General features: G+C 43.4%; 20 protein-coding genes. 3 read left to right on the top strand and 17 right to left on the bottom strand.

Annotated features, from left to right (window positions below; genetic code table 11):
- Window positions 1–17: 17 nt before the first annotated feature.
- Window positions 18–641, bottom strand: coding sequence for a hypothetical protein (locus FRX45_RS06755; protein ID WP_152267651.1), 624 nt, complete (start codon window positions 639–641; stop codon window positions 18–20).
- A 37-nt stretch (window positions 642–678) separates the two neighbouring features.
- Entirely contained in the window at window positions 679–1,179 is a 501-nt protein-coding gene (locus FRX45_RS06750; protein ID WP_226805043.1) for an RNA polymerase sigma factor, read from the bottom strand.
- A gap of 144 nt (window positions 1,180–1,323) precedes the next feature.
- Between FRX45_RS06750 and FRX45_RS06745 the strand changes: the two genes are divergently transcribed.
- On the top strand, window positions 1,324–1,698 hold the full coding sequence (locus FRX45_RS06745; RefSeq protein ID WP_152267650.1) for a hypothetical protein: 375 nt from the start codon (window positions 1,324–1,326) through the stop codon (window positions 1,696–1,698).
- Between the two features lie 109 nt (window positions 1,699–1,807).
- On the opposite strand, the gene FRX45_RS06740 is transcribed toward FRX45_RS06745, so the two are convergent.
- Window positions 1,808–2,056 carry a hypothetical protein gene (locus tag FRX45_RS06740; RefSeq protein ID WP_152267649.1) on the bottom strand — a complete coding sequence of 83 codons (249 nt, stop codon included), beginning with the start codon at window positions 2,054–2,056 and terminating at the stop codon, window positions 1,808–1,810.
- Between the two features lie 292 nt (window positions 2,057–2,348).
- Here FRX45_RS06740 and FRX45_RS06735 point away from each other — a divergent pair, with 292 nt between their 5' ends.
- Window positions 2,349–3,449 (top strand): glycosyltransferase, encoded by a 1,101-nt coding sequence (locus tag FRX45_RS06735; protein ID WP_152267648.1) that lies wholly within the window; start codon window positions 2,349–2,351, stop codon window positions 3,447–3,449.
- Here FRX45_RS06735 and FRX45_RS06730 read toward each other — a convergent pair.
- The 5 genes from FRX45_RS06730 to dnaN are packed head-to-tail and all read right to left on the bottom strand — an operon-like array spanning window position 3,429 to window position 6,986.
- A complete protein-coding gene (locus FRX45_RS06730) occupies window positions 3,429–3,755 on the bottom strand; it encodes a DMT family transporter (RefSeq protein WP_152267647.1) in 327 nt (108 codons plus the stop codon). The genes FRX45_RS06735 and FRX45_RS06730 overlap by 21 nt on opposite strands.
- Window positions 3,756–3,812: 57 nt before the next feature.
- Window positions 3,813–4,529 carry a 3-deoxy-manno-octulosonate cytidylyltransferase gene (gene kdsB / locus FRX45_RS06725; RefSeq protein ID WP_152267646.1) on the bottom strand — a complete coding sequence of 239 codons (717 nt, stop codon included), beginning with the start codon at window positions 4,527–4,529 and terminating at the stop codon, window positions 3,813–3,815.
- Window positions 4,530–4,560: 31 nt separating this feature from the next.
- Window positions 4,561–5,379 (bottom strand): sterol desaturase family protein, encoded by an 819-nt coding sequence (locus FRX45_RS06720; protein WP_152267645.1) that lies wholly within the window; start codon window positions 5,377–5,379, stop codon window positions 4,561–4,563.
- A 42-nt stretch (window positions 5,380–5,421) separates the two neighbouring features.
- Window positions 5,422–5,850, bottom strand: a complete 429-nt coding sequence (locus tag FRX45_RS06715) for a putative signal transducing protein (protein WP_152267644.1) — start codon at window positions 5,848–5,850, stop codon at window positions 5,422–5,424.
- A 20-nt stretch (window positions 5,851–5,870) separates the two neighbouring features.
- Window positions 5,871–6,986: a DNA polymerase III subunit beta gene (dnaN, locus tag FRX45_RS06710; RefSeq protein ID WP_152267643.1), complete on the bottom strand. Its 1,116-nt coding sequence runs from the start codon at window positions 6,984–6,986 to the stop codon at window positions 5,871–5,873.
- 131 nt (window positions 6,987–7,117) lie between these two features.
- Between dnaN and FRX45_RS06705 the strand changes: the two genes are divergently transcribed.
- A complete protein-coding gene (locus FRX45_RS06705; RefSeq protein ID WP_152267642.1) occupies window positions 7,118–7,615 on the top strand; it encodes a regulatory protein RecX in 498 nt (165 codons plus the stop codon).
- Between the two features lie 105 nt (window positions 7,616–7,720).
- On the opposite strand, the gene FRX45_RS06700 is transcribed toward FRX45_RS06705, so the two are convergent.
- The 9 genes from FRX45_RS06700 to nuoF form a co-directional block, all read right to left on the bottom strand.
- Window positions 7,721–9,160, bottom strand: coding sequence for an NADH-quinone oxidoreductase subunit N (locus FRX45_RS06700; protein WP_152267641.1), 1,440 nt, complete (start codon window positions 9,158–9,160; stop codon window positions 7,721–7,723).
- 252 nt (window positions 9,161–9,412) lie between these two features.
- Complete coding sequence (locus tag FRX45_RS06695; RefSeq protein ID WP_152267640.1) at window positions 9,413–10,879, bottom strand: complex I subunit 4 family protein; 1,467 nt, start codon at window positions 10,877–10,879, stop codon at window positions 9,413–9,415.
- Complete coding sequence (nuoL, locus tag FRX45_RS06690; protein WP_152267639.1) at window positions 10,876–12,762, bottom strand: NADH-quinone oxidoreductase subunit L; 1,887 nt, start codon at window positions 12,760–12,762, stop codon at window positions 10,876–10,878. The genes FRX45_RS06695 and nuoL overlap by 4 nt, the downstream gene beginning before the upstream one ends.
- Before the next feature lie 72 nt (window positions 12,763–12,834).
- Window positions 12,835–13,164, bottom strand: a complete 330-nt coding sequence (nuoK, locus tag FRX45_RS06685) for an NADH-quinone oxidoreductase subunit NuoK (protein WP_152267638.1) — start codon at window positions 13,162–13,164, stop codon at window positions 12,835–12,837.
- A gap of 44 nt (window positions 13,165–13,208) precedes the next feature.
- Complete coding sequence (gene nuoJ / locus FRX45_RS06680; protein WP_152267637.1) at window positions 13,209–13,724, bottom strand: NADH-quinone oxidoreductase subunit J; 516 nt, start codon at window positions 13,722–13,724, stop codon at window positions 13,209–13,211.
- 27 nt (window positions 13,725–13,751) lie between these two features.
- Window positions 13,752–14,267: an NADH-quinone oxidoreductase subunit NuoI gene (gene nuoI / locus FRX45_RS06675; protein ID WP_152267636.1), complete on the bottom strand. Its 516-nt coding sequence runs from the start codon at window positions 14,265–14,267 to the stop codon at window positions 13,752–13,754.
- Between the two features lie 177 nt (window positions 14,268–14,444).
- Complete coding sequence (gene nuoH, locus FRX45_RS06670; RefSeq protein ID WP_152267635.1) at window positions 14,445–15,404, bottom strand: NADH-quinone oxidoreductase subunit NuoH; 960 nt, start codon at window positions 15,402–15,404, stop codon at window positions 14,445–14,447.
- Window positions 15,401–18,103 (bottom strand): NADH-quinone oxidoreductase subunit NuoG, encoded by a 2,703-nt coding sequence (nuoG, locus tag FRX45_RS06665; protein WP_152267634.1) that lies wholly within the window; start codon window positions 18,101–18,103, stop codon window positions 15,401–15,403. The genes nuoH and nuoG overlap by 4 nt, the downstream gene beginning before the upstream one ends.
- 11 nt (window positions 18,104–18,114) lie before the next feature.
- The gene (gene nuoF, locus FRX45_RS06660; RefSeq protein WP_152267633.1) at window positions 18,115–19,386 is read right to left on the bottom strand and encodes an NADH-quinone oxidoreductase subunit NuoF; all 1,272 of its coding nucleotides are present in this window, start codon (window positions 19,384–19,386) and stop codon (window positions 18,115–18,117) included.
- Between the last annotated feature and the right edge of the window lie 10 nt (window positions 19,387–19,396).

Genomic DNA, 19,396 nt, shown 5'->3' with positions numbered 1-19,396 from the left:
AATGCCGGTAATAAAAATTATTCTTCCATTTCCTGCAACAGGCTTTTTAATTTTTGTATATGCCTGCCGTAAAGGCGGTTTATATACCACCTGTTTAGAAAATAAAAAATGATGGTAAAAATACTGGTAAACAACAGATATAACAAAGTAAATCCAATAGCCCCCTTTTCAGCATGCACAGCAGGAAAAAGAATAATGTGTTTATAATAAAAAAGAACATAAAAGAAAAGCATCACAACCGGAGCCATAGCCGTACCTGCAATTAAATAAAGCCGCACATATTTTTCCAGTGTTACCAGTTGAAGCTGAAGATTAGATTTTACCCTGCATGCAGGGCATTCCATGGCTTTAAGTAATTTATTTTTTTTATAATAGTAACTTATAAAACCCACAGCCAGTAATATATAGGCCCAGCTTACTTCTTTAAGTGCACCGCCAAATGAAATAAAGTAGAAGGCGGCTATTGCCGTAACACAAGCCAAAACAATAAGCAATTCATAAAAAAGATTGCGTCTCATTCTTGAAACAAGGCTTTGGGAGCGAATGTCCGGTATTTCTAATACCTGCTCCCTGCCCATGACAATAATCTCTTTTTGGTTTGCCGCCTCTTTCCATACTTCTTTTAAATATTCTAACTCCATGGCTTATATTATTAATGTACCCGATAAACTGAGTTGTTTACACCTGCCCAACCTGCCTGCGCAGCTTTTCTTTAATACGATTCATCTTAACCCGCAGGTTTGCCTGGTTAATTCCCAATACTTCTTCCATTTCCTGGTAATTCTTTTCTTCCAGGTATAACATCATTAAAGCCTTTTCAATATCAGACAAGCGGTTAACAGCCTGCTGCAGCACTACCAGTCTTTCTTTTTGTTCGATATGATTATGATCATACAAACCCGCACTTTCGTGTAATGCATTGTTAACTGTACTGATCCTTCGCTGCTGCTTGCGAAAGTCTGAGATAGCGGTATTTAATGCAATACGATACATCCATGTGCTGATCTTTGATTCATTCCTGAATTTTGGGAAAGCCTTCCAGAGTTGCATTAAAATCTCCTGAAAAAGATCCTGCCTGTCCTGGGCCGAATGGCAATACAGGTGACATACCTTATGTATGATGCCATTATTTTCCTTTACTAGTTCCAGGAACTGTTCTTGTATGTGATTTGTAGCCAAGCTGTTATTATACCTGCAAATATATTTGTCGAAGCAATAGCAAAATTGTTACAAGTACGGGAACAGAGAATATTAAATGCATTCTGCAAGCAAAACAGCCTGCCCGGTAATATCCCATACCTTTATAGCGTAAAAGAAATGACAATGAAACGGATATTTTACCTTGCCCTGGCGGCTTTTTTATCATTCTGCCTGTTCATTAATCAAAGCCAGGCACAAACATATGATGCCGGTAGCATATCAAAAAATCCGGCTATAGCTTACAATCGTTATACACGAAATCATGATGACGGGTTTCAGCACCAGCCATTGTATAGGGATAGTATAAAGATGGTTCGCAGTATACTGCGTTTGCAGCCTGCTGGTATAGTGCCGCCCGGCCAATTGCCCGCAAGCTATTACAGTTCCTGCTTAGGCTTTTTCTGTAAAAAAGAATGGCAGATTGAAAAAGCTGCAAAAATTCCACTTCGTGTAAGATTAGGGTCTCTTGATTATTGTGATAAGATGGAAGGAAAATAAAAAGATAAACCCCGGTGATTGGTGTAAGAAAACATAACGGATAAACGCAAACCTGTTACCAACGGCTTATGCATTGCAAATTATATAACAAGACGGTTAAACTCCTTTATCAGTTCTTATTGCAAAGGAATATAAAGGGCTTTAATTCGCTTTGGTACATCAACTGCACCAAACATTTCTGGTCATGAAGCACCTTGTATTTATTCATGTCAACGATTTCATTTGCCCTGCAAAACGTATCAGTGGATTCTACATGAAAAAGTATTTCATTTAACAGCTCCACCTCATGTTCTATGGCCTGGTTATCCATAGATTCGTCTTTCAGTAATACAAGCAGATCTCGATTGGATGTTTTCATAACTATGGGATTTCAATTATGGGATAGTGTACTCGTTTTGTTAATAACCTACCATTCCCTTTTTACTGGGACAACCACACCCTTTCTGCCCTCCTTTAAAAACACCGCAGCCTGCAGTCATAACTGCTATCAGCAGAAACAACACTAAAAAAATCTTATAACTCCTTTTCTTCATTATTTTCCGGATTGCTGTGTGGCGTAAATTTAAACTAAATTATCTTTAAATTATTGTTATGGCAAATCGCTTTTTAAAAGCATTAACAATATTACTCATTATAATTTGAAACCTGGTATGCATTTCCCCAAAATATTAGTAGCGCCTTTAGACTGGGGATTCGGGCATGCCACACGCTGCATTCCCGTTATAAATGAACTGGTTAGCCGGAATTGCTCCGTATGGCTTGCAGCCGGGGGAAGCGGTTTACAGCTCCTTCGTAAGCAGTTTCCCCAATTGCCTTTTTTGCCATTAAAAGGATATGAGGTTTTTTATCATAACACAAAAAGCAATTTCAGATGGACTATAGCCAGGCAAATTCCTAAAATAAGAGCTTCCATAAAACAGGAGCACAATTGGTTAAAAAAAGCAATGGAGGATCATCACTTTGATGTGATAATAAGCGATAACCGTTACGGACTTTATTCAAATCAAGCGGTATCTGTTTTTATTACCCACCAGTTGAACATTAAAACAGGAATGGGGAGCCTGGCGGATAGATTACTTCAAAGGATCAACTACAGGTATATCAAAAATTTTGATGAATGCTGGATACCTGATTTTGAAGGACAGCAGAATTTGGCCGGTAAGCTATCGCATCCTTCTGTATTGCCTCCTCATACAAAATATATAGGCGCTTTGTCGAGATTTAAAAGAAAGGAGGAAAGTAAAAAATATGATCTGCTGATCGCATTGTCGGGCCCCGAACCGCGGCGTACAATATTTGAACGGCTACTTTTAAACGAACTGGAAACGTATAAAGGAAAAGTTTTACTGGTTAGGGGATTGGTGGATGGTAGCAATCCTTTAAACACTGCAACCAGCGCGGAAGTAGCTGATTTTCTTTCTTCGGATGAATTAAATACTGCCATACAACAATCTGAATGGGTAATCTGCCGCAGCGGGTATACTTCGGTTATGGACCTGGTACAACTGGAACACAAGGCCATACTGGTGCCCACACCGGGGCAGCCGGAACAGGAGTATCTTGCGCAATGGCTTCACCAAAATAAAATTTTTTATACCAGCGCCGAAGTTTCATTTTCGTTACAACAAAGCCTTCAGGAAGCAACGCAGTTCCCTTTCCGTTTTACTGCATTTCAACCTTCGCTTTCCGGTTATAAAATGCATATTGACCAGCTCATACAAAAACTGAAGTTAATGCGAAACGGCTTTTAGCCCGATGATGGAACCGATAAGCGTAGCTATAAAGAAAACACGCCAAAAATCAGCAGGATCCTTAAATACAAAAATACCAACCAAAGCCGTTCCTACAGCGCCTATGCCTGTCCATACCGCATAAGCTGTACCAATAGGTAATGTCTGCGTTGCCTTAACCAGCAAATACATACTAATGGCGAGGCATACAAAAAAACCGGCATACCATAAATTAGCTGTGCTGCCGGTTGATTCCTTTGCTTTACCCAAACATGATGCAAAGCCAACTTCAAACAAACCTGCAATAATTAATAACACCCAGTTCATAGCCGTTTTATTAATGCCTAAAAAAAATTATGTATTTAGAAAAAGAGCGGCCGGGAATTATAATAATTTCACGGCTCTTTTCAGGTCTTCGGGCGTATCAATACCAACGCCTTTATAATCTACAATGGTCATACGCAGGGGGATGCCGTATTCGAGGAACCTCAGACATTCTATTTTCTCGGCATCTTCGAGTGGTGTAACGGGCCAGTTTGTAAATTTCAGTAATGCCTGTTTCGTAAAAGCATATATACCTATATGTTCATAATGTACAATAGCAATGGATTCGTTGCGCGGATAAGGAATGACATTCCTGCTGAACAGCAGGGAGTTCATATTAAGATCGGTAACTACTTTTACGATATGGGGATTTTCAATCAATTCTTTTTCCATAAGCGGGCGCATCATTGAAGCCACCTCCACCGTTTTATCTTTAAATAATTCAATGAGCTGCTGCAATGGCTTACGTTTAACAAATGGCGTATCTCCCTGCACATTCACAATAATATCAATATCCATTTGTGCAGCGGCTTCTGCAATACGGTCGCTGCCACATTCATGTTCTTTTATGCTCATGAGCGCATTACCGCCATGCATTGTTATTTCATCATAAATAATGTCGCTGTCTGTTATTACCCATACTTCATCAAATAAACCCGTGGCAACCGTATTATCGTGCGTGTGCCGTATAACACTTTTATCGCCCAGCATTTGCATCAGCTTACCCGGGAAGCGGGAAGCGGCATACCGGGCAGGAATCATGGCAACGATCTTCATGAGTAATTTTTTTTCAAAGATAGGGTGATCATTAATAATCCGTCTTTATGGTTTTGTCAAATGGTATTCTGAACTGATAGCCGATATTCTCGTCATCCCTGCCCTCCAGTACATCTAATCCGTACGTAAGGTTCCGGGGATCTTCATAAGCAAATGTATCAAACAGCCTGTCCCACAGTGAAAAGATATTGGCGAAATTGGTATCGGTATATGGCCGTTTAAAATGATGATGGACCTTATGCATATTGGGGGAAACAAATATCCAGCTAAACGGTTTATCCAACCATAGTGGCACCCTTATATTGGCATGGGTAAAATGCGTAAAAAAACCTGCTACACTGCGGTACAGAAAATAATAGCCAACAGGAACGCCCAGCACCAATACCCCTATAACAGTTGAAGCTTCGCGGAACAGCCACTCGCCCGGATGATGGCGCGTACCAGTGGTTACATCTACCTTGGTATCACTGTGATGTATCATATGAAATTTCCACATCCATTTAATTTTATGCATCAGGTAATGAGGGGCATACTGTCCAAAAAAATCGAGAAAGAAAAGCGCAATAATTATTTTTATCCATACCGGCATATCAAATAAATACAGCAAACCAAACTGATGTGCTGTTACCCAATTGCATACTATAATGGTAGTATAGCCAAAGATGATATTAAGCACCAGTGTGCAGGCTAAAAAAACAAGGTTAACCCCCGCGTGCCGGTATCTTTTAAATGAAAAGCTGAATAAAGGATAATAGCCTTCGATCAGCCAAAAAATTATCATTCCTCCCATCAATATGAGCACCCGGTGAGCGCTGGGTATATGCTCCCAGTATTGGAGAAAATCATTCATACAGCAAATTATACAGAAAAGTTACGAAGATTTTTTTTGAGGTCAATTGGGAGAAAAATCAGGAGAAGAGGCATCGGGTAATTCATCAAACTCAAAACCGCATACAAAGCAGTGATATACTTTTTTAATGCTTATAGCATAACTTCCAAAAAGAAAACCAATAACAGCGCTTAACCAGTTGCCCGATTTTTGCGGGTTACTGATGTATTCTACATTATGTGAATGACAGTTGGGGCATTCGAGATGTTTTCTTTTTTCTTTATCGAACAGCAGCAGTAAATCAACAGCTTTTTGGGCATCGGATTCCGGAACGGTTAGCTTTATACCACCAACGGCATTGGTTAATATCGGATCAATGGTTACGGTGTATTCATCGCGCAAAAAACAGGTAATGCCTTCATTTTGTAATTTCCCGAGTATTATATTGGCGTCAATATAATTATCAAAACTTCTTACCGTAATGAAGTTCATAAGCCGTAAAGTTAAAAATGCTATTGATTCAGCATCAGGGGCATAGCCAGCATCAGCAGTTCCTCATTCTCCTCTTTTTCTACAGGGGTCAGAATACCGGCTTTTGTAGGTGTTGACAATTCCATTACCACTTCACTACTATCAGTGGCATTAAGGAGTTCTATTAAAAATTTAGCATTAAAGGCAATCTGTATATCTTCTCCCTCGTAGCGGCAGTTCATTCTTTCATTACCTTCAAAGCTAAAATCAATATCCTGGGCTGCTAATTGCAATTCCGCGCCTGTAATGCTGAGCGCTACCTGGTTGGTGCTTTTGTTGCTGAACACGCTCACCCGACGGAGTGCGTTTTGAAAATCGGAACGGCTTACTGTCATTTTATACGGGTTTTCTGCGGGAATCACTACTTTATAATCGGGAAAGCGGGCATCAATGAGGCGGCAAACCAGCTCGGTGGTACCGTGATCAATAAAGAGATGATTACTGTTATAAGATACTTTTAACTCATCCTCATTATCCGGAAGCGCGCTTTTTAAAAGATTCAATGGTTTTTTGGGAACAATAAAAGTATCTTTCTGAGGGCAGCTCACATCCGTTTTGCGATAGCGTACCAGCCGGTGAGCATCGGTAGCCACAAACGTAATTCCTTTGGGATCCAATTCAAAAAAAACACCTGTCATTGCAGGGCGAAGGTCATCGTTGCTTACAGCGAAAAGCGTTTTGTTAATGGCGGTTACTAAGGCGGAAGAACTCATGGTAAACATATTGGTATCTTTTGCCGCCGGTTCTTTGGGAAAATTGTCAGGGTTTTCGCCCATTACCTTATATTTACCGTTGTCGCTTGTAATTTCCACTCCAAAATTCTTATCAATCGTAAAAGTAAGTGGCTGATCAGGAAGATTTTTTAATGAATCTATCAGGATCTTTGCTGGTATACATATGCGTCCGCTGTCGCGGGCTTCAATTTCAAGATGGATTTTCATTACCGTTTCCAGGTCGGTAGCCACCACGGTGAGCTTGCTCTTGTCTATTTCAAATAAAAAATCTTCCAGGATAGGCAACACGGTGTTGGCGCTGATAACGCCGCTAATATGCTGTAACTGCTTTAGCAATGCGGATGAGGAAACAATAAACTTCATAAATCGCTTAAAATTAGGATTATGGCAAATATAGAATTAAGCCGATAAAACTACCCTTATTTTTTCAAACAATATCAACCACTAATCCACTAACTTTCCGCTCCGGCCAACAGGCTGTTATATTTATTGATATGATACCACGCGGCAAGGTTTCCAAAGAACAGGCGCTCACAAAAATAAAGCACTACTGCGCTTACCAGGAGCGGAGTCATAAGGAGGTTATGGGTAAATTATACGATTTGGGCCTGTACAAAAATGAAGCAGAGCTGTTGCTTTCGCAATTAATAGAAGAAGGATACCTGAACGAGGAACGTTTTGCCATACAATTTGCAGGAGGCAAGTTCCGAATAAAACAATGGGGAAAAAAGAAAATAGAGCAGGGACTGAAAGAAAAGCAGGTAAGCAGCTATTGTATAAAAAAAGCCATGGCGCAAATTGATGACGAAGCTTACCACAAAACACTGCAATATTTGTGCGCTAAAAAATGGGAGCAATTGAAGGGAGAGAAAAATATTTTTATAAAAAAAAGAAAATTGCAGGATTACCTCTTGCAAAAAGGTTATGAATATGAACTGGTGAAAGAAGCCGTGAACAATGTGGGGAAGAGTGAGGGGGTGACTGGTGAGTAGTCAGTGGTGAGAGAGGGTAGCCATTAACAGGGTTTACAAATATTTATTTCCGGAATCATTGAAATAGCTTTCTTTACAAAAATCCAGGCATTGCCGGATGGTTCATTACCGGATAAGTAAAAATTCCCGGATACCCTCCACTGCCCTGCCCGGAAAGATACCGAGCCAGAATAACAGAAGCATCATTACAATTAAGGCAATATAGGTAGAAATATAAAAGAAGGGGTGCAGGGTTTTTGCTGTAGTGCCGGTTGACGAAGATGCTGCAAATAAGGTACTGATAACGCGCAGGTAATAATATAAACCAATAACACTGGTAATGACCAGCACCAGAACAGGAAGCCATAGGTTTTGCTGAACACCCGATGCCAATATAAAAAATTTAGCAATAAATCCGGCCGTAAGCGGAATACCCGCAAGTGAAAGGAAACAAATACTTAATACAGCCGTTAATATGGGTTGTTTATGAAAAAGCCCTTTATAAATAACCAGATCCTCAGCATCTTTCATACGGGTTGATAATACTGAAATAACACCAAACACAGCTAATAAAGTAATCGAATAAGCAAGCAGGTAAAAAGCGGCAGCCTCCACCCCGGCAGCATTACCCGGCAGAAACGCAACCAGCAGGTAACCAAAATGCGCAATAGACGAATAGCCCATCAGGCGCTTTATATTTTGTTGCCGCAATGCCAGCAGGTTACCCACTATCATAGACGCCATGGCAATAACAGAAAAAATGCTGATCACCAGCGGGTACTGTGGCAGATTAACCGATTGGGCAAAACGCAACAATACAGCAAACACACCAATTTTTGATACCGTAGCAATGAAGGCAGTTACCGGTGAAGGGGCGCCCTGGTATACATCGGCTGCCCATAAATGAAATGGCACCAATGCCAGCTTAAAACCTATGGCTACCACCATAATTCCGAAGCCCATGCTGAACAGCACCGATGATGATGATTCCTTTATGCTTTGCGCGATGCGCTCAAATTCCATGCTTCCGGTTTCCATATATATAAGGGCCATTCCAAATAAAAGAAATGCGGAAGACACCGCCGCCAGTACCAGGTATTTCATGCCGGATTCCACAGCATTGTTGCGGTTGCGCAGGTAGGCGATCAGCGCGTATAAGCTCACACTCAGCACTTCAAGCCCAATGAACAGCGAAATAAAATGGGTACTGATGGTAAGCGTCGCGGCGCCCAGTGTGGCAAGGAATAACAGTATATAGTATTCTTTCGGATTTTCCTCCCGCTCCTCAAAATAAATATAGGAAAACAAACCTACTGCCATCATGGAAAAAATGATCATGCCCGTAAACAATGCCCCAAAGCCATCTACCACAAATAAGGGCGGCACGCTTTGCGGCAGCGTATCTTTTACATACCACATGGCAAAGATCACCAGGCATGCCATAAGGAATGCTGCTACCTGTATAACAGTGTGGCTCATCCGAAATGCGATCAGTAATATTACCGCCATAGAAGCCGCCGCCAGCACTATAAAAGGAAGAAGCGCTTCAAATTGAAGTTCATTCATACTTCAGCAATAAACAATGAATAATATGGGTTTCGGCGATCGGCTGTTAGCGATCAGCTATCATCAAATACAAAACCCGTCATCCGCTCATCCGTTAACCAATCAATTAATTATACATCATAAAAATGTGCACTGTTTTTTATGAGCCGGGCCACAGGATTACTATTACTCTTCCGTTGCGTCGCACCCTTGTACTTTCTGTTCATTATTGAGCATTGCACAAATTTATCAGGCGCCGGTATAGACAACTAACTAATCAACCAACGCCCCCACTACTCCCTTCACCATATCTATAACAGGCTGCGGAAACAGTCCTAATACAATAATTCCGATGGTCAATGCCGACATCATTACCCATTCCCGCACATTCATATCTTTCAGCGGCGCTGTTACCGTAGCAGGGCCCAAAAAAACCTTTTGCATCATCCGCAAAGCATAGCATGCAGAAAAAATCAGCCCGAGGGTGGCCAGCACCGTTAGTGCAGCACTGGCTGAAAAGGCCCCGATAAGGATCAGGAACTCCGCAATAAAATTACCCAGCATCGGCAAGCCCAGGGAAGCCATGGTAAACAGCATTGCCGCGCCACCCATGAAAGGCATAGCCGTCCATAACCCGCCCATCTGGTTAATATCCCTGGTGTGCAATCTTTCTTTGAGCATGCCGGCCATTACAAACAAAGCGCCGGTACTTATGCCGTGCGTAAGTATTTGCATGATCACGCCCTGCATGGCTATTTCGTTAAAAGCAAAAATACCCAGCAGCACAAATCCCATATGGCTAACCGATGTGTAGGCGATCAATCGTTTCAGATCTGTTTGGGCAAAGGCAAGGAAAGCGCCATATAAAATGCCAATGGCGCCCAGCAGCATGGCCCACCACCCAAATGCCTGTGCCTGCTGGGGAAATAATGTGAGCACAAAACGGATAATGCCATAAGCCCCCGTTTTTAATAGCAGCCCTGCGAGGATTAAACTTCCCGCTGTTGGTGCTTCGCTATGCGCATCGGGCAACCAGCTATGAAAAGGTACAACCGGAAGTTTAACCATAAAGGCAAAGAGAAATCCCATCATGATCCATTTTGCAGTGGAAGCGCCGGGTGAAGTATGGAGAAGATCAAAATAATCAAAAGAATATATACCGGTTTGTTGTGCATGAATAAAATACAAGGCCAGTATAGACAACAGCATCAACAAACCTCCTGCCTGGGTGAAGAGAAAAAATTTATAGGATGCATAGCGCCGGTTGGTATCGCCCCATATTGAGATCAAAAAATACATGGGCACCAGCATTACCTCCCAGAAGAAATAGAAGAGAAAAAGATCCATCGCTACAAATACACCACAAATGCCCGCGAGGGTCCATAGCAGGTTAAAAAAATAAAACCCGTGCTTTTCTTTGATCTCATTCCATGAGCAAAGCACCGACAAAATACCCAGGAAAAAAGTTAACAACAGCAGCACCAGGCTTAACCCGTCTAAGGCCAAATGAAAACTAATGCCGAAAGCAGGGATCCAGCTAAGCCGGTAATTGATAAACCATTCGCTGCCGGCACCGTCTCCGGAATTTTTATATTGCAGGCAAAGCCATACCATAAGTACAAGACCGGCAACAGTGGCACATAAAGCGATCCATTTAGGAAACACTTTATTCCACTGCGCCAGCAGCCAGCACAATGTGCCTCCAATGAGCAATATTGCTATCAGCCATACCAGTATCATAATAATTGCATGGTTATAATGAATAAAATGCCGAGCAGTACACCTGCAATATACCAGCGCAAGGAGCCATTCTGCGTAAGCGACAACAGGCGGTTAATATTGATATTAGCCTGCGCAATGCCATTGTACAGCCGGTCAAATACATCTTTCTTATTGATGCGGGTAATGAAAAGAAAAGGCTGTACAAACAATGCATGATACAAATCATCAAAGCCCCATCCCCCCAGTAAAAAATTTCTGATTGCCAGCAAAGCCGCAGATTGCCGCCAACCTTCAAGTATCCCCTTGTTGCTATAATATAAAACATAACCAGTGTATAGTCCCGCAAATGTTACAAGGGCGGCAATACCCTGGAAAATAAGTTCGGAAGGAAGGTTTTGTTTTAAGACAACGGCGGGTAATACTTTCTGCACCTGTTCCGAAAACAATGTAAAATGCACAAGGTTGTGGGGCCATTCTATAAACCCCGCTGCAACCGAACCTATGCCCAAAATAACGAGCGGCACCGTCATCCATTTGCCGGGATGGTCTCCAACAGGCGTCTTTCTTTCACCCCAAAAAACAACAAGCATTAACCGGGTACTGTAAAAAGCCGTAATAAATGCACCGGCTATTGCCAGTATCCATAAAAAAGGATTGCCATTTGCAGCGCCCCATGCATACCACAATATAGGATCCTTGCTAAAGAAGCCGGCAGTTACCAATGGCAGGGCGGCCAGCGATGCAGCACCGGCCAGGAAAGTAAGAAATACAACACGCATGCTATTTTTTAATCCGCCCATTTTAAAAATATTATGTTCATGGTGCAGGGCTTCTATTACTGCCCCTGCGGCCAGGAACAATAAGGCTTTAAAAAAGGCATGTGTAAAGAAATGAAAGATGGCCGCGCTCCATGCTCCCACGCCCAATGCTAGAAACATATACCCGATCTGGCTGATGGTAGAATAGGCCAGTATTCGTTTTATATCTGTTTGTACCATAGCGCTGCAACCTGCTATAAATAGGGTAAGCGCCCCTATTACCGCAACAACGGTCATAGATACAGGAGAAAGCTGAAACAGTGTATGCATCCGCGCAATAAGGTATACGCCGGCTGTTACCATAGTAGCTGCGTGGATCAATGCGCTTACAGGTGAAGGGCCTGCCATGGCATCGGGCAGCCAGGTTTGTAACGGCAGTTGCGCCGATTTGCCAATACCGCCTGCCAGCAATAAAAGCGCAATAAGGGTAATATGCGTATCGCCTGCTTCAAAATGTTTTGGCGCCTGCTCTATGATGGTGGCAATATGCAATGAGCCCAATTCTTTAAACAGCAAGAACAAACCAATAGCCATAGCGGTATCACCGATGCGCGTAATATAAAACGCCTTATTTGCCGCATGGCAATTGGCAGGGGTTTCGTACCAGAACCCGATAAGCAGATAACTGCACAGGCCTACGCCTTCCCACCCCAAATACAGCAGTACCAGGTTGTCGGCCATTACCAAAACGAGCATGGAACACACAAACAAATTCATACTCGCAAAAAAGCGGGCATAGTCGCGGTCCCTGCGCATAAAGGCGGTGGAATAAATATGAATGAGCGCTCCAACAAAAGTGATGACGAAAATAAACACCAGTGTCAAAGCATCTGCAGTAATACTAACGGCAACGGATAGCTGTCCTGCACTGAACCAGTTCCATAACAATTGTGTATAGGCGCCTGAAGCGGGCGGACTTTGTAAAAATTCAATGCCCAGCAATATAGTAATGAGTGCCGCTGCACCTATTGTACCTGCACCAATCCATGCTATAACCCTTTTATGCAAATGTTTCCCTGCCAGGGATAAAATAAGAAATCCCAGTAAAGGTAGTGCAGGTATAAGATACAAATACTGATGCATGAAATACCAGTTATTCAATTTAAAGATGGCGGCGGATGCTTTAACACATGTTACTGTTTAAACCATCACCAGTTATACCATTTCGTCTACAGCTTCATCTTTTAATGCTGTTATATTTTCAACATCTAATGTTTTATGCTGGTGATAGATCTGCAGTACCAATGCCAGTCCTATTGAAACCTCGGCGGCAGCCATTGCCAGTATGAACAGGAACATCACCTGCCCATCGGGCTGCTGCCATTTTGCACCTGCCGCCACAAAAGCAAGGCCGGCAGCATTCAACATAATTTCCACCGATATAAGCATAAAAATGACATTCTTTCGCGTGAGCACACCAATCAGTCCCAATACAAAAAGTACTGCTGAAACAATTAAAACGGTATGCACGGTGAAGGAAGGCATTGGTCGTTTATAGTTTATGGTTTATAGTTTATGGTTTATAGTTTTTAGTTCAAAAAACGGTGAAGGATCTTTTTCTTTTGCTTTCCGATATGCGCTGCGCCTACAATTCCTGCCATGAGTAAAAACCCAACCAGTTCCAGTGCAATAATGTATTCGCCGAATAAAGACAGGGATACCTTACGCGGATCAACTACAGTTATATGCATAGTTACATCCGGTGCATTAAGGAGCAGTACGATCATTTCAACCAGTAATATTAAAACCAGCAGGCACGGGCCTGCCCATACTTTTGGCCGAAGCCAGTTCTTTTCCTGCAGGGCCGTGTCCTTACCAAGGTTGAGCATCATTACAACAAAAATGAACAGTACAATAATGGCCCCGGCATACACGATCACTTCCAGCACTGCTATAAAAGGCGTGCCAAGGGATAAAAAGATCATCGCCGCGGCAAGAAAAGAAACCACCAGGTACAATAAGGCATGTACAGGATGAAAACGGGTGATAGCCAAAATGGTTGCCGCAACAGCCACAAAAGATGATATGTAAAATAGCAGGTTCATAACATGGTGAACGTTCAGTAAATGTATTTATGGCAGCAGGCTTTTAATATCTACAACAGGTTCTTCATTATCTCCTTCCCCCTTTTCCTTAACGCCGGCATCCATGCCCGCCACTTTGTAAAAATTATAACCGGGATATTTTCCCTGACTGTTGATCAGCAGGTCTTCTTTTTCAAATACCAGGTTTTGCCGGTTGTATTCCGCCATTTCGAAATCCGGTATAAGCTGTATAGCATAGGTTGGACAGGCCTCTTCGCAATAGCCGCAAAAAATGCATCTGGAAAAATTAATGCGAAAAAATTCCGGATACCTCCGGCCGTTCTCATCTTCTGTTGCCTGCAATGCAATGCAATCAACAGGGCAGGCTACGGCGCATAAATAACAACCTACGCAACGTTCCCCGCCATCGGGGTCTTTCGTTAAAACAATGCGTCCACGCCACCGCGGGTGCAGTTTTATCTTCTCTTCGGGATACTGGATTGTTTCTTTTTTATGAAACAGGTGTAAAAACACCAGCCACATTGTTCTGAGATTACTCAACATAATTTTTACTCCGCCTCCCGGAAGAGTGCTCTGCCGCACCCCGGAGAACTATTTTAAATTATAATTAAAGCGTCTTTCTTTCCTGCTATCCTGCTCTTCTCTTTTGCCCTGTTTAAACTATGAGGCTTTGCCCCCAATTACCCATCCCGCAAACCTCATGGATTGTGCTGCTTCACATTAACCACCTTTCATCCATAATGCAATGGCCCCAGTGATCATTAGATTTGCCAGTACAACCGGCAGCAATATTTTCCACCCATATTCAATCAACTGATCATAACGCGGCCGGGGCAGTGAAGCCCTGAGCAGTATGAACACGCCTATAAAGAAAAAAGTTTTCAGCGCAAACCATGCTAATGGCGGCAGAAACGAAGGTCCCAGCCAGCCTCCAAAAAACAGGGCCACCATCATTGCTGAAATCAGGGTGATACCCAGGTATTCGCCAATAAAAAACATCCCGAACTTCATGCCTGAATATTCTGCATGATAGCCTGCTATCAATTCACTTTCGGCTTCAGGAATGTCAAAAGGCAGGCGATGTGTTTCAGCAATACCGGCAATAAAGAACACAAAAAATCCCACGGGTTGAGTTACGATAAACCACATGTCTTTCTGAGCTTCCACGATAGCACCCATATTAAAAGATCCCGTAAGCATTACCACACCCATCAGCGACAAACCCATAAATACTTCATAGGCTATCATTTGTGAAGCGCCGCGCAATGCACCCAGCAAAGCATACTTATTATTGGATGCCCACCCACCCAGAACAATACTGTATACCCCCAGGGAAGACATAGCCAGGAAAAACAACAGGCCAATATTCAGATCGGCCACAACAATATTGGGCGCAAAAGGAATGATCACAAAACTCAGTAATACACTCCCCACTACAATAGCAGGCGCCAGTATAAATATCTTTTTATCGGCAAAAGGAGGAATCCAGTCTTCCTTAAAAAACAATTTCAGTGTATCCGCTAACACAATAAATAAACCCAGCGGGCCTGCACGATTTGGTCCGAGCCTGTCCTGCCATAAGGCCAATAGCCTGCGCTCTACCCAAATAAGTCCTGCAGCAATATTGAGCAGCACGAATAATACGCCAATCACAATCCATATATGTTGCATAACCGTCATACGCTTAATTTAACCCACGATCCCCATGGTGGAGCAGGCATTCCCTGATACCCTGCAGAAGCCAGTACAATTCCGTTGCACAGCTCGTCATGGATGATCAATGGTAAACGATATTGAAAATCATTTTTTTCTATGGTGATCAATGTTCCGTTTGCTGCACCTAAATCTGCTGCATCTTTTTTTGATAAGACAATCGTTGCTGCAGGAACCAGTTCGCTTATTGCCTTGCTGTGTATGCTCAATTCGCCGGAACCAAACAACTGGTATTGCGGCAGCAGCAAATACTTACCCGGCCTGGGAATAAACGCTTCAGGACTGTCTTTAAAGAATGGCGATGCGCCTTCTTTTTTATTGGCGAATAAACAGATCCCCGGATCTTCTTTTCGCAGTGCACCACCCATTTCCTGCTGGTATTTATTAACAGCCTGTCCCGAGTTCCAGCCGGGCGCCCAGAAATAAGGGATCATGGACGAAGGCGGTATTCCTGTGTATCCTTCCATTGTATAGGTAAGCGGAGAGTCATCATCCTGCAATGGTTTGGGCTCACTTACTGCCAGATTGGCCTGCATGGCGGTACGGCCACTATAACGGTGTGGCTCTCGCGGAATAGCCTGTCCGTTAATTCGGAAATGATGCGATGGCATTACTTTAGCAATATTGGCAAACTGTGGTAATGTTACTTCCAGCTTTGCCAGCCATTCATCAGGATGCTGCTGTAGCCCGTTGGCGGCTTTTGCCTGCATTGTTTTCATTTCCCCAAGCCATCTCCAGCTTTCTTTAATATGAGTATTTACGGGCATAAACACCTGGTAAAAATGTTGTGCACGCCCTTCATTGTTTACAAGGGTTCCGTCGGCTTCGGCAAAAGTGGCCGCGGGTATCAGCACATGTGCTTTTTCGGTTGTGCGGTTATGCAAGCTATCCATTACAACCAGGTTTTTGCATTGTGCAAAGAAGGTATCTGCTTCAGCGGCCGGAATATGCCTGTACAAATCATTTTCCAATACAATTGCTGTGCAGTTATCATCGGTTATAACCCTTTCCAAAGCACCTTCAAAAGAGGGCGCTTTCATTAGAGCGAGCCCCGTACTGTTGCATTCGGGAAGCACAAAAGAAATGCCTGCCTTTCTTTCGGGTGTATGCAGTGATTGCACAATATTGAAAGCTGCTTTAATGAGGGCTTCATTACAACAGGAACTACCGGTTATGATTACCGGCCGCTGTGCATGCTGTAAAGCATTGGCAATATGCTTTGCTGCCAGCATTTCCTTTTCTGTTATGCCGGAAACAGCAGGTATGCCGGCGTTGAGCAAATGTGCAACAGCAAAACCCAGCCTGGCCATGTTGTCCGGGCTCTCATGCACAGCAATAGCAGAGATGGCATCAAGCGGCGATGACAAAATAGTAATATTTGCCAGAAATCCTTTTTCCTCCTGCACAAGTTCTTTGATCGCCGCATCATGCCAGGCAAACAGGGAGGATTGTTGCGTAGCCTGATTAGCAGCCGTTTTCATTACAGATTGTCGGACTGCAAGGGCCATAATGGGAGCGGTGTTCCAAATGTCTTCACCCAATACCAGCACTGCATCGGCCGCTTCTATTTCTTTAAGTGAAACACTGTGAACGTCACCCTGTTGTAACAGTTCAACCATCCTTCCCTCGAGGTATGCTGTATCATCACTTATGCCCTGGTAAAAATTTTCTTTCCCCACCAGTTGCATCAGTGCAAAATTGCTTTCCATTGAAGCCCGCGACGAACCAATACCAATTACAGGATGGAGGGTGATCAGGTTTTTCAAATGATTCATCAACGTTGTTTCATCCACAGCTTCAACCGGGCGGGTACGGATAAGCGGTTCTGTTATCCTGTTTGCACTATTAACGAATTCATAGCCATACCGGCCCTTATCGCAAAGGAAATAGCCATTCACATCGCTGTTATACCGGTTCACAATACAACGCAACTGGCCGTACCGCTCCCCGGCTATTATATTGCATCCCAGGCTGCAGTGATGACAAACAGAAGGAGCAGTGGTGAGATCCCATTTGCGGGTATAATGTTTTTTAAGCGTTTTATCGGTAAATACACCAGTTGGACATACTTCGGCCAGGTTGCCGCTGAAAGGGCTTTGCAATACCCCGTCTTTTTCTCTTCCAAAATAAACATGGTGATGCGCCCCGAACACATTCAGATCATCGCCTCCTGCATAATCGCGGTAAAACCTTACACAACGGTAGCACTGTATGCACCGGTTCATTTCATGGTGGATAAGCGGCCCCAGGTACTGATTGGTATAGGTCCGTTTTTTAAATTCAAAACGCCGGTAATCATGCCCGGTCATTACCGTCATATCCTGCAAATGACAACTGCCACCTTCATCGCAAACCGGACAATCGTGCGGATGATTGGTCATCAGCCATTCAATAACCTGCTCTCTGAAAGCCCTGGCAGTAGTATCGGTAATGGACATACGTAAACCATCCTTCACGCCTTCCATGCAGCTCATTACTATTTTTCCATTAGCATCCTTTTCATCTTTGAATATTTTTATGGCACATTGCCTGCAGGCTCCCACACTTCCCATAGCCGGGTGCCAGCAAAAATAGGGAAGGTCAAAACCAAGGCTCAGGCTGGTTTCTAACAGGTTTTTTCCTGCTTTTACTTCGTATGGCTTGTTATCAATATAAATGGTTGGCATAATGCCTTAATTTAATATGGACATTTTTGTTCCCTGATATGCCTGTCAAAATCTTCCCTGAAATATTTAATAGCGCTTTGCAGCGGTTCCATTGCTCCGGGCGCCAGGGCGCAAAATGTATTGCCCGGCCCAAGCAATTGTGTATGCATCTGCAACAGCTCTATATCTTCCTGTTTTCCTTCTCCTTTTTCAATAGTTAGTAATATTTTCTCTACCCAGGGCAATCCTTCCCTGCATGGTGTGCACCAACCACAACTTTCCTGTGCAAAAAAATGCTGCAGGTTATGAACAAATCCAACGGGGCAGGTGGCGTCATCCATTACCACCATGGTAGCGGTGCCCAAACGGCTTCCTGCCGCAGCAACCGATTTAAAATCCATTTTAATATCTAAGTGTTGCTCCGTTAAAAAATCGGTAGAAGCGCCTCCCGGCAGCACCCCTTTAAGGCGGTATCCCTTTTTCATTCCACCCGCATGTTCCTCAATCAGTTCCCGCATGGTTACGCCCATGGGCAGTTCCCATGCACCGGGATTATTTACTTTGCCGCTAACGCCATATATTTTTGTTCCGCTATCTTCGCTATAGCTCAGGCTTTGAAACCACTCTGCACCATTATTTACAATATGCGGAACACAGCAAAGCGTTTCTACATTATTAACAATGGTGGGTTTTCCAAATAACCCGCTCACCTGCGGAAAGGGAGGTTTTGCCCTGGGTGTAGCCCGCTTACCTTCCAATGCATTCAGCAAAGCGGTTTCTTCGCCACACATATACCTTCCCGCGCCGGTATGCAGGTGCATGTTGAGGCTAAAGCCGGACCCCAAAATGTTCTGTCCCAGCCAGCCAGCCTCGTAAGCCTCATGAATAGATTGTTCCAATACCCTGGCTGCTTTTTTATATGCCCAGCGTAAAAAAATATAAGAAATATTTGCCTGGATAGCATAAGCGGCAATGATCATTCCTTCAAGTAACTGGTGCGGGTTGCCCTCCAGCAGTAAGCGGTCTTTGAAAGTTCCCGGTTCCATTTCATCTGCATTGGCAATAAGATATTTTGGCCGTGGTGCATCCGCTCCCATAGGAACAAAACTCCATTTCATACCGGTATTAAATCCTGCTCCTCCACGCCCTTTGAGATTGCTTTTCTGCACTAATTGCTGCACTTCCTGCGGCGTATTGTTTTTTAACACCTGCTGTAAAGCAGTATAGCCACCGGTGGTGGTATATTCCTTAAGACTGAGCGGCTGCCGTCCGGCATGGATATTTTTGGTGAGCGGACGTTCCATTGATAAAAGT

Origin of the sequence: Agriterribacter humi, from assembly GCF_009192765.1 — a bacterium.
GTDB classification, from domain to species: Bacteria; Bacteroidota; Bacteroidia; order Chitinophagales; family Chitinophagaceae; genus Agriterribacter; species Agriterribacter humi.
Note: the sequence above shows the minus strand (reverse complement) of the source record. Positions and strands in the feature narration are given on the sequence as shown.

What these genes read in the sequence shown, in the direction of transcription:
- dnaN (WP_152267643.1), bottom strand. Translation starts at nt 6,986, where the DNA reads ATGAAGTTTATTGTTTCCTCATCCGCATTGCTAAAGCAGTTACAGCAT.
- nuoK (WP_152267638.1), bottom strand. Translation starts at nt 13,164, where the DNA reads ATGCCTTCCTTCACCGTGCATACCGTTTTAATTGTTTCAGCAGTACTT.
- FRX45_RS06695 (WP_152267640.1), bottom strand. Translation starts at nt 10,879, where the DNA reads ATGATACTGGTATGGCTGATAGCAATATTGCTCATTGGAGGCACATTG.
- FRX45_RS06705 (WP_152267642.1), top strand. Translation starts at nt 7,118, where the DNA reads ATGATACCACGCGGCAAGGTTTCCAAAGAACAGGCGCTCACAAAAATA.
- nuoH (WP_152267635.1), bottom strand. Translation starts at nt 15,404, where the DNA reads ATGACGGTTATGCAACATATATGGATTGTGATTGGCGTATTATTCGTG.
- nuoL (WP_152267639.1), bottom strand. Translation starts at nt 12,762, where the DNA reads ATGCATCAGTATTTGTATCTTATACCTGCACTACCTTTACTGGGATTT.
- nuoI (WP_152267636.1), bottom strand. Translation starts at nt 14,267, where the DNA reads ATGTTGAGTAATCTCAGAACAATGTGGCTGGTGTTTTTACACCTGTTT.
- nuoJ (WP_152267637.1), bottom strand. Translation starts at nt 13,724, where the DNA reads ATGAACCTGCTATTTTACATATCATCTTTTGTGGCTGTTGCGGCAACC.
- FRX45_RS06740 (WP_152267649.1), bottom strand. Translation starts at nt 2,056, where the DNA reads ATGAAAACATCCAATCGAGATCTGCTTGTATTACTGAAAGACGAATCT.
- FRX45_RS06755 (WP_152267651.1), bottom strand. Translation starts at nt 641, where the DNA reads ATGGAGTTAGAATATTTAAAAGAAGTATGGAAAGAGGCGGCAAACCAA.
- nuoG (WP_152267634.1), bottom strand. Translation starts at nt 18,103, where the DNA reads ATGCCAACCATTTATATTGATAACAAGCCATACGAAGTAAAAGCAGGA.
- FRX45_RS06735 (WP_152267648.1), top strand. Translation starts at nt 2,349, where the DNA reads ATGCATTTCCCCAAAATATTAGTAGCGCCTTTAGACTGGGGATTCGGG.
- kdsB (WP_152267646.1), bottom strand. Translation starts at nt 4,529, where the DNA reads ATGAAGATCGTTGCCATGATTCCTGCCCGGTATGCCGCTTCCCGCTTC.
- FRX45_RS06720 (WP_152267645.1), bottom strand. Translation starts at nt 5,379, where the DNA reads ATGAATGATTTTCTCCAATACTGGGAGCATATACCCAGCGCTCACCGG.
- FRX45_RS06700 (WP_152267641.1), bottom strand. Translation starts at nt 9,160, where the DNA reads ATGAATGAACTTCAATTTGAAGCGCTTCTTCCTTTTATAGTGCTGGCG.
- FRX45_RS06715 (WP_152267644.1), bottom strand. Translation starts at nt 5,850, where the DNA reads ATGAACTTCATTACGGTAAGAAGTTTTGATAATTATATTGACGCCAAT.
- FRX45_RS06745 (WP_152267650.1), top strand. Translation starts at nt 1,324, where the DNA reads ATGAAACGGATATTTTACCTTGCCCTGGCGGCTTTTTTATCATTCTGC.
- FRX45_RS06730 (WP_152267647.1), bottom strand. Translation starts at nt 3,755, where the DNA reads ATGAACTGGGTGTTATTAATTATTGCAGGTTTGTTTGAAGTTGGCTTT.
- nuoF (WP_152267633.1), bottom strand. Translation starts at nt 19,386, where the DNA reads ATGGAACGTCCGCTCACCAAAAATATCCATGCCGGACGGCAGCCGCTC.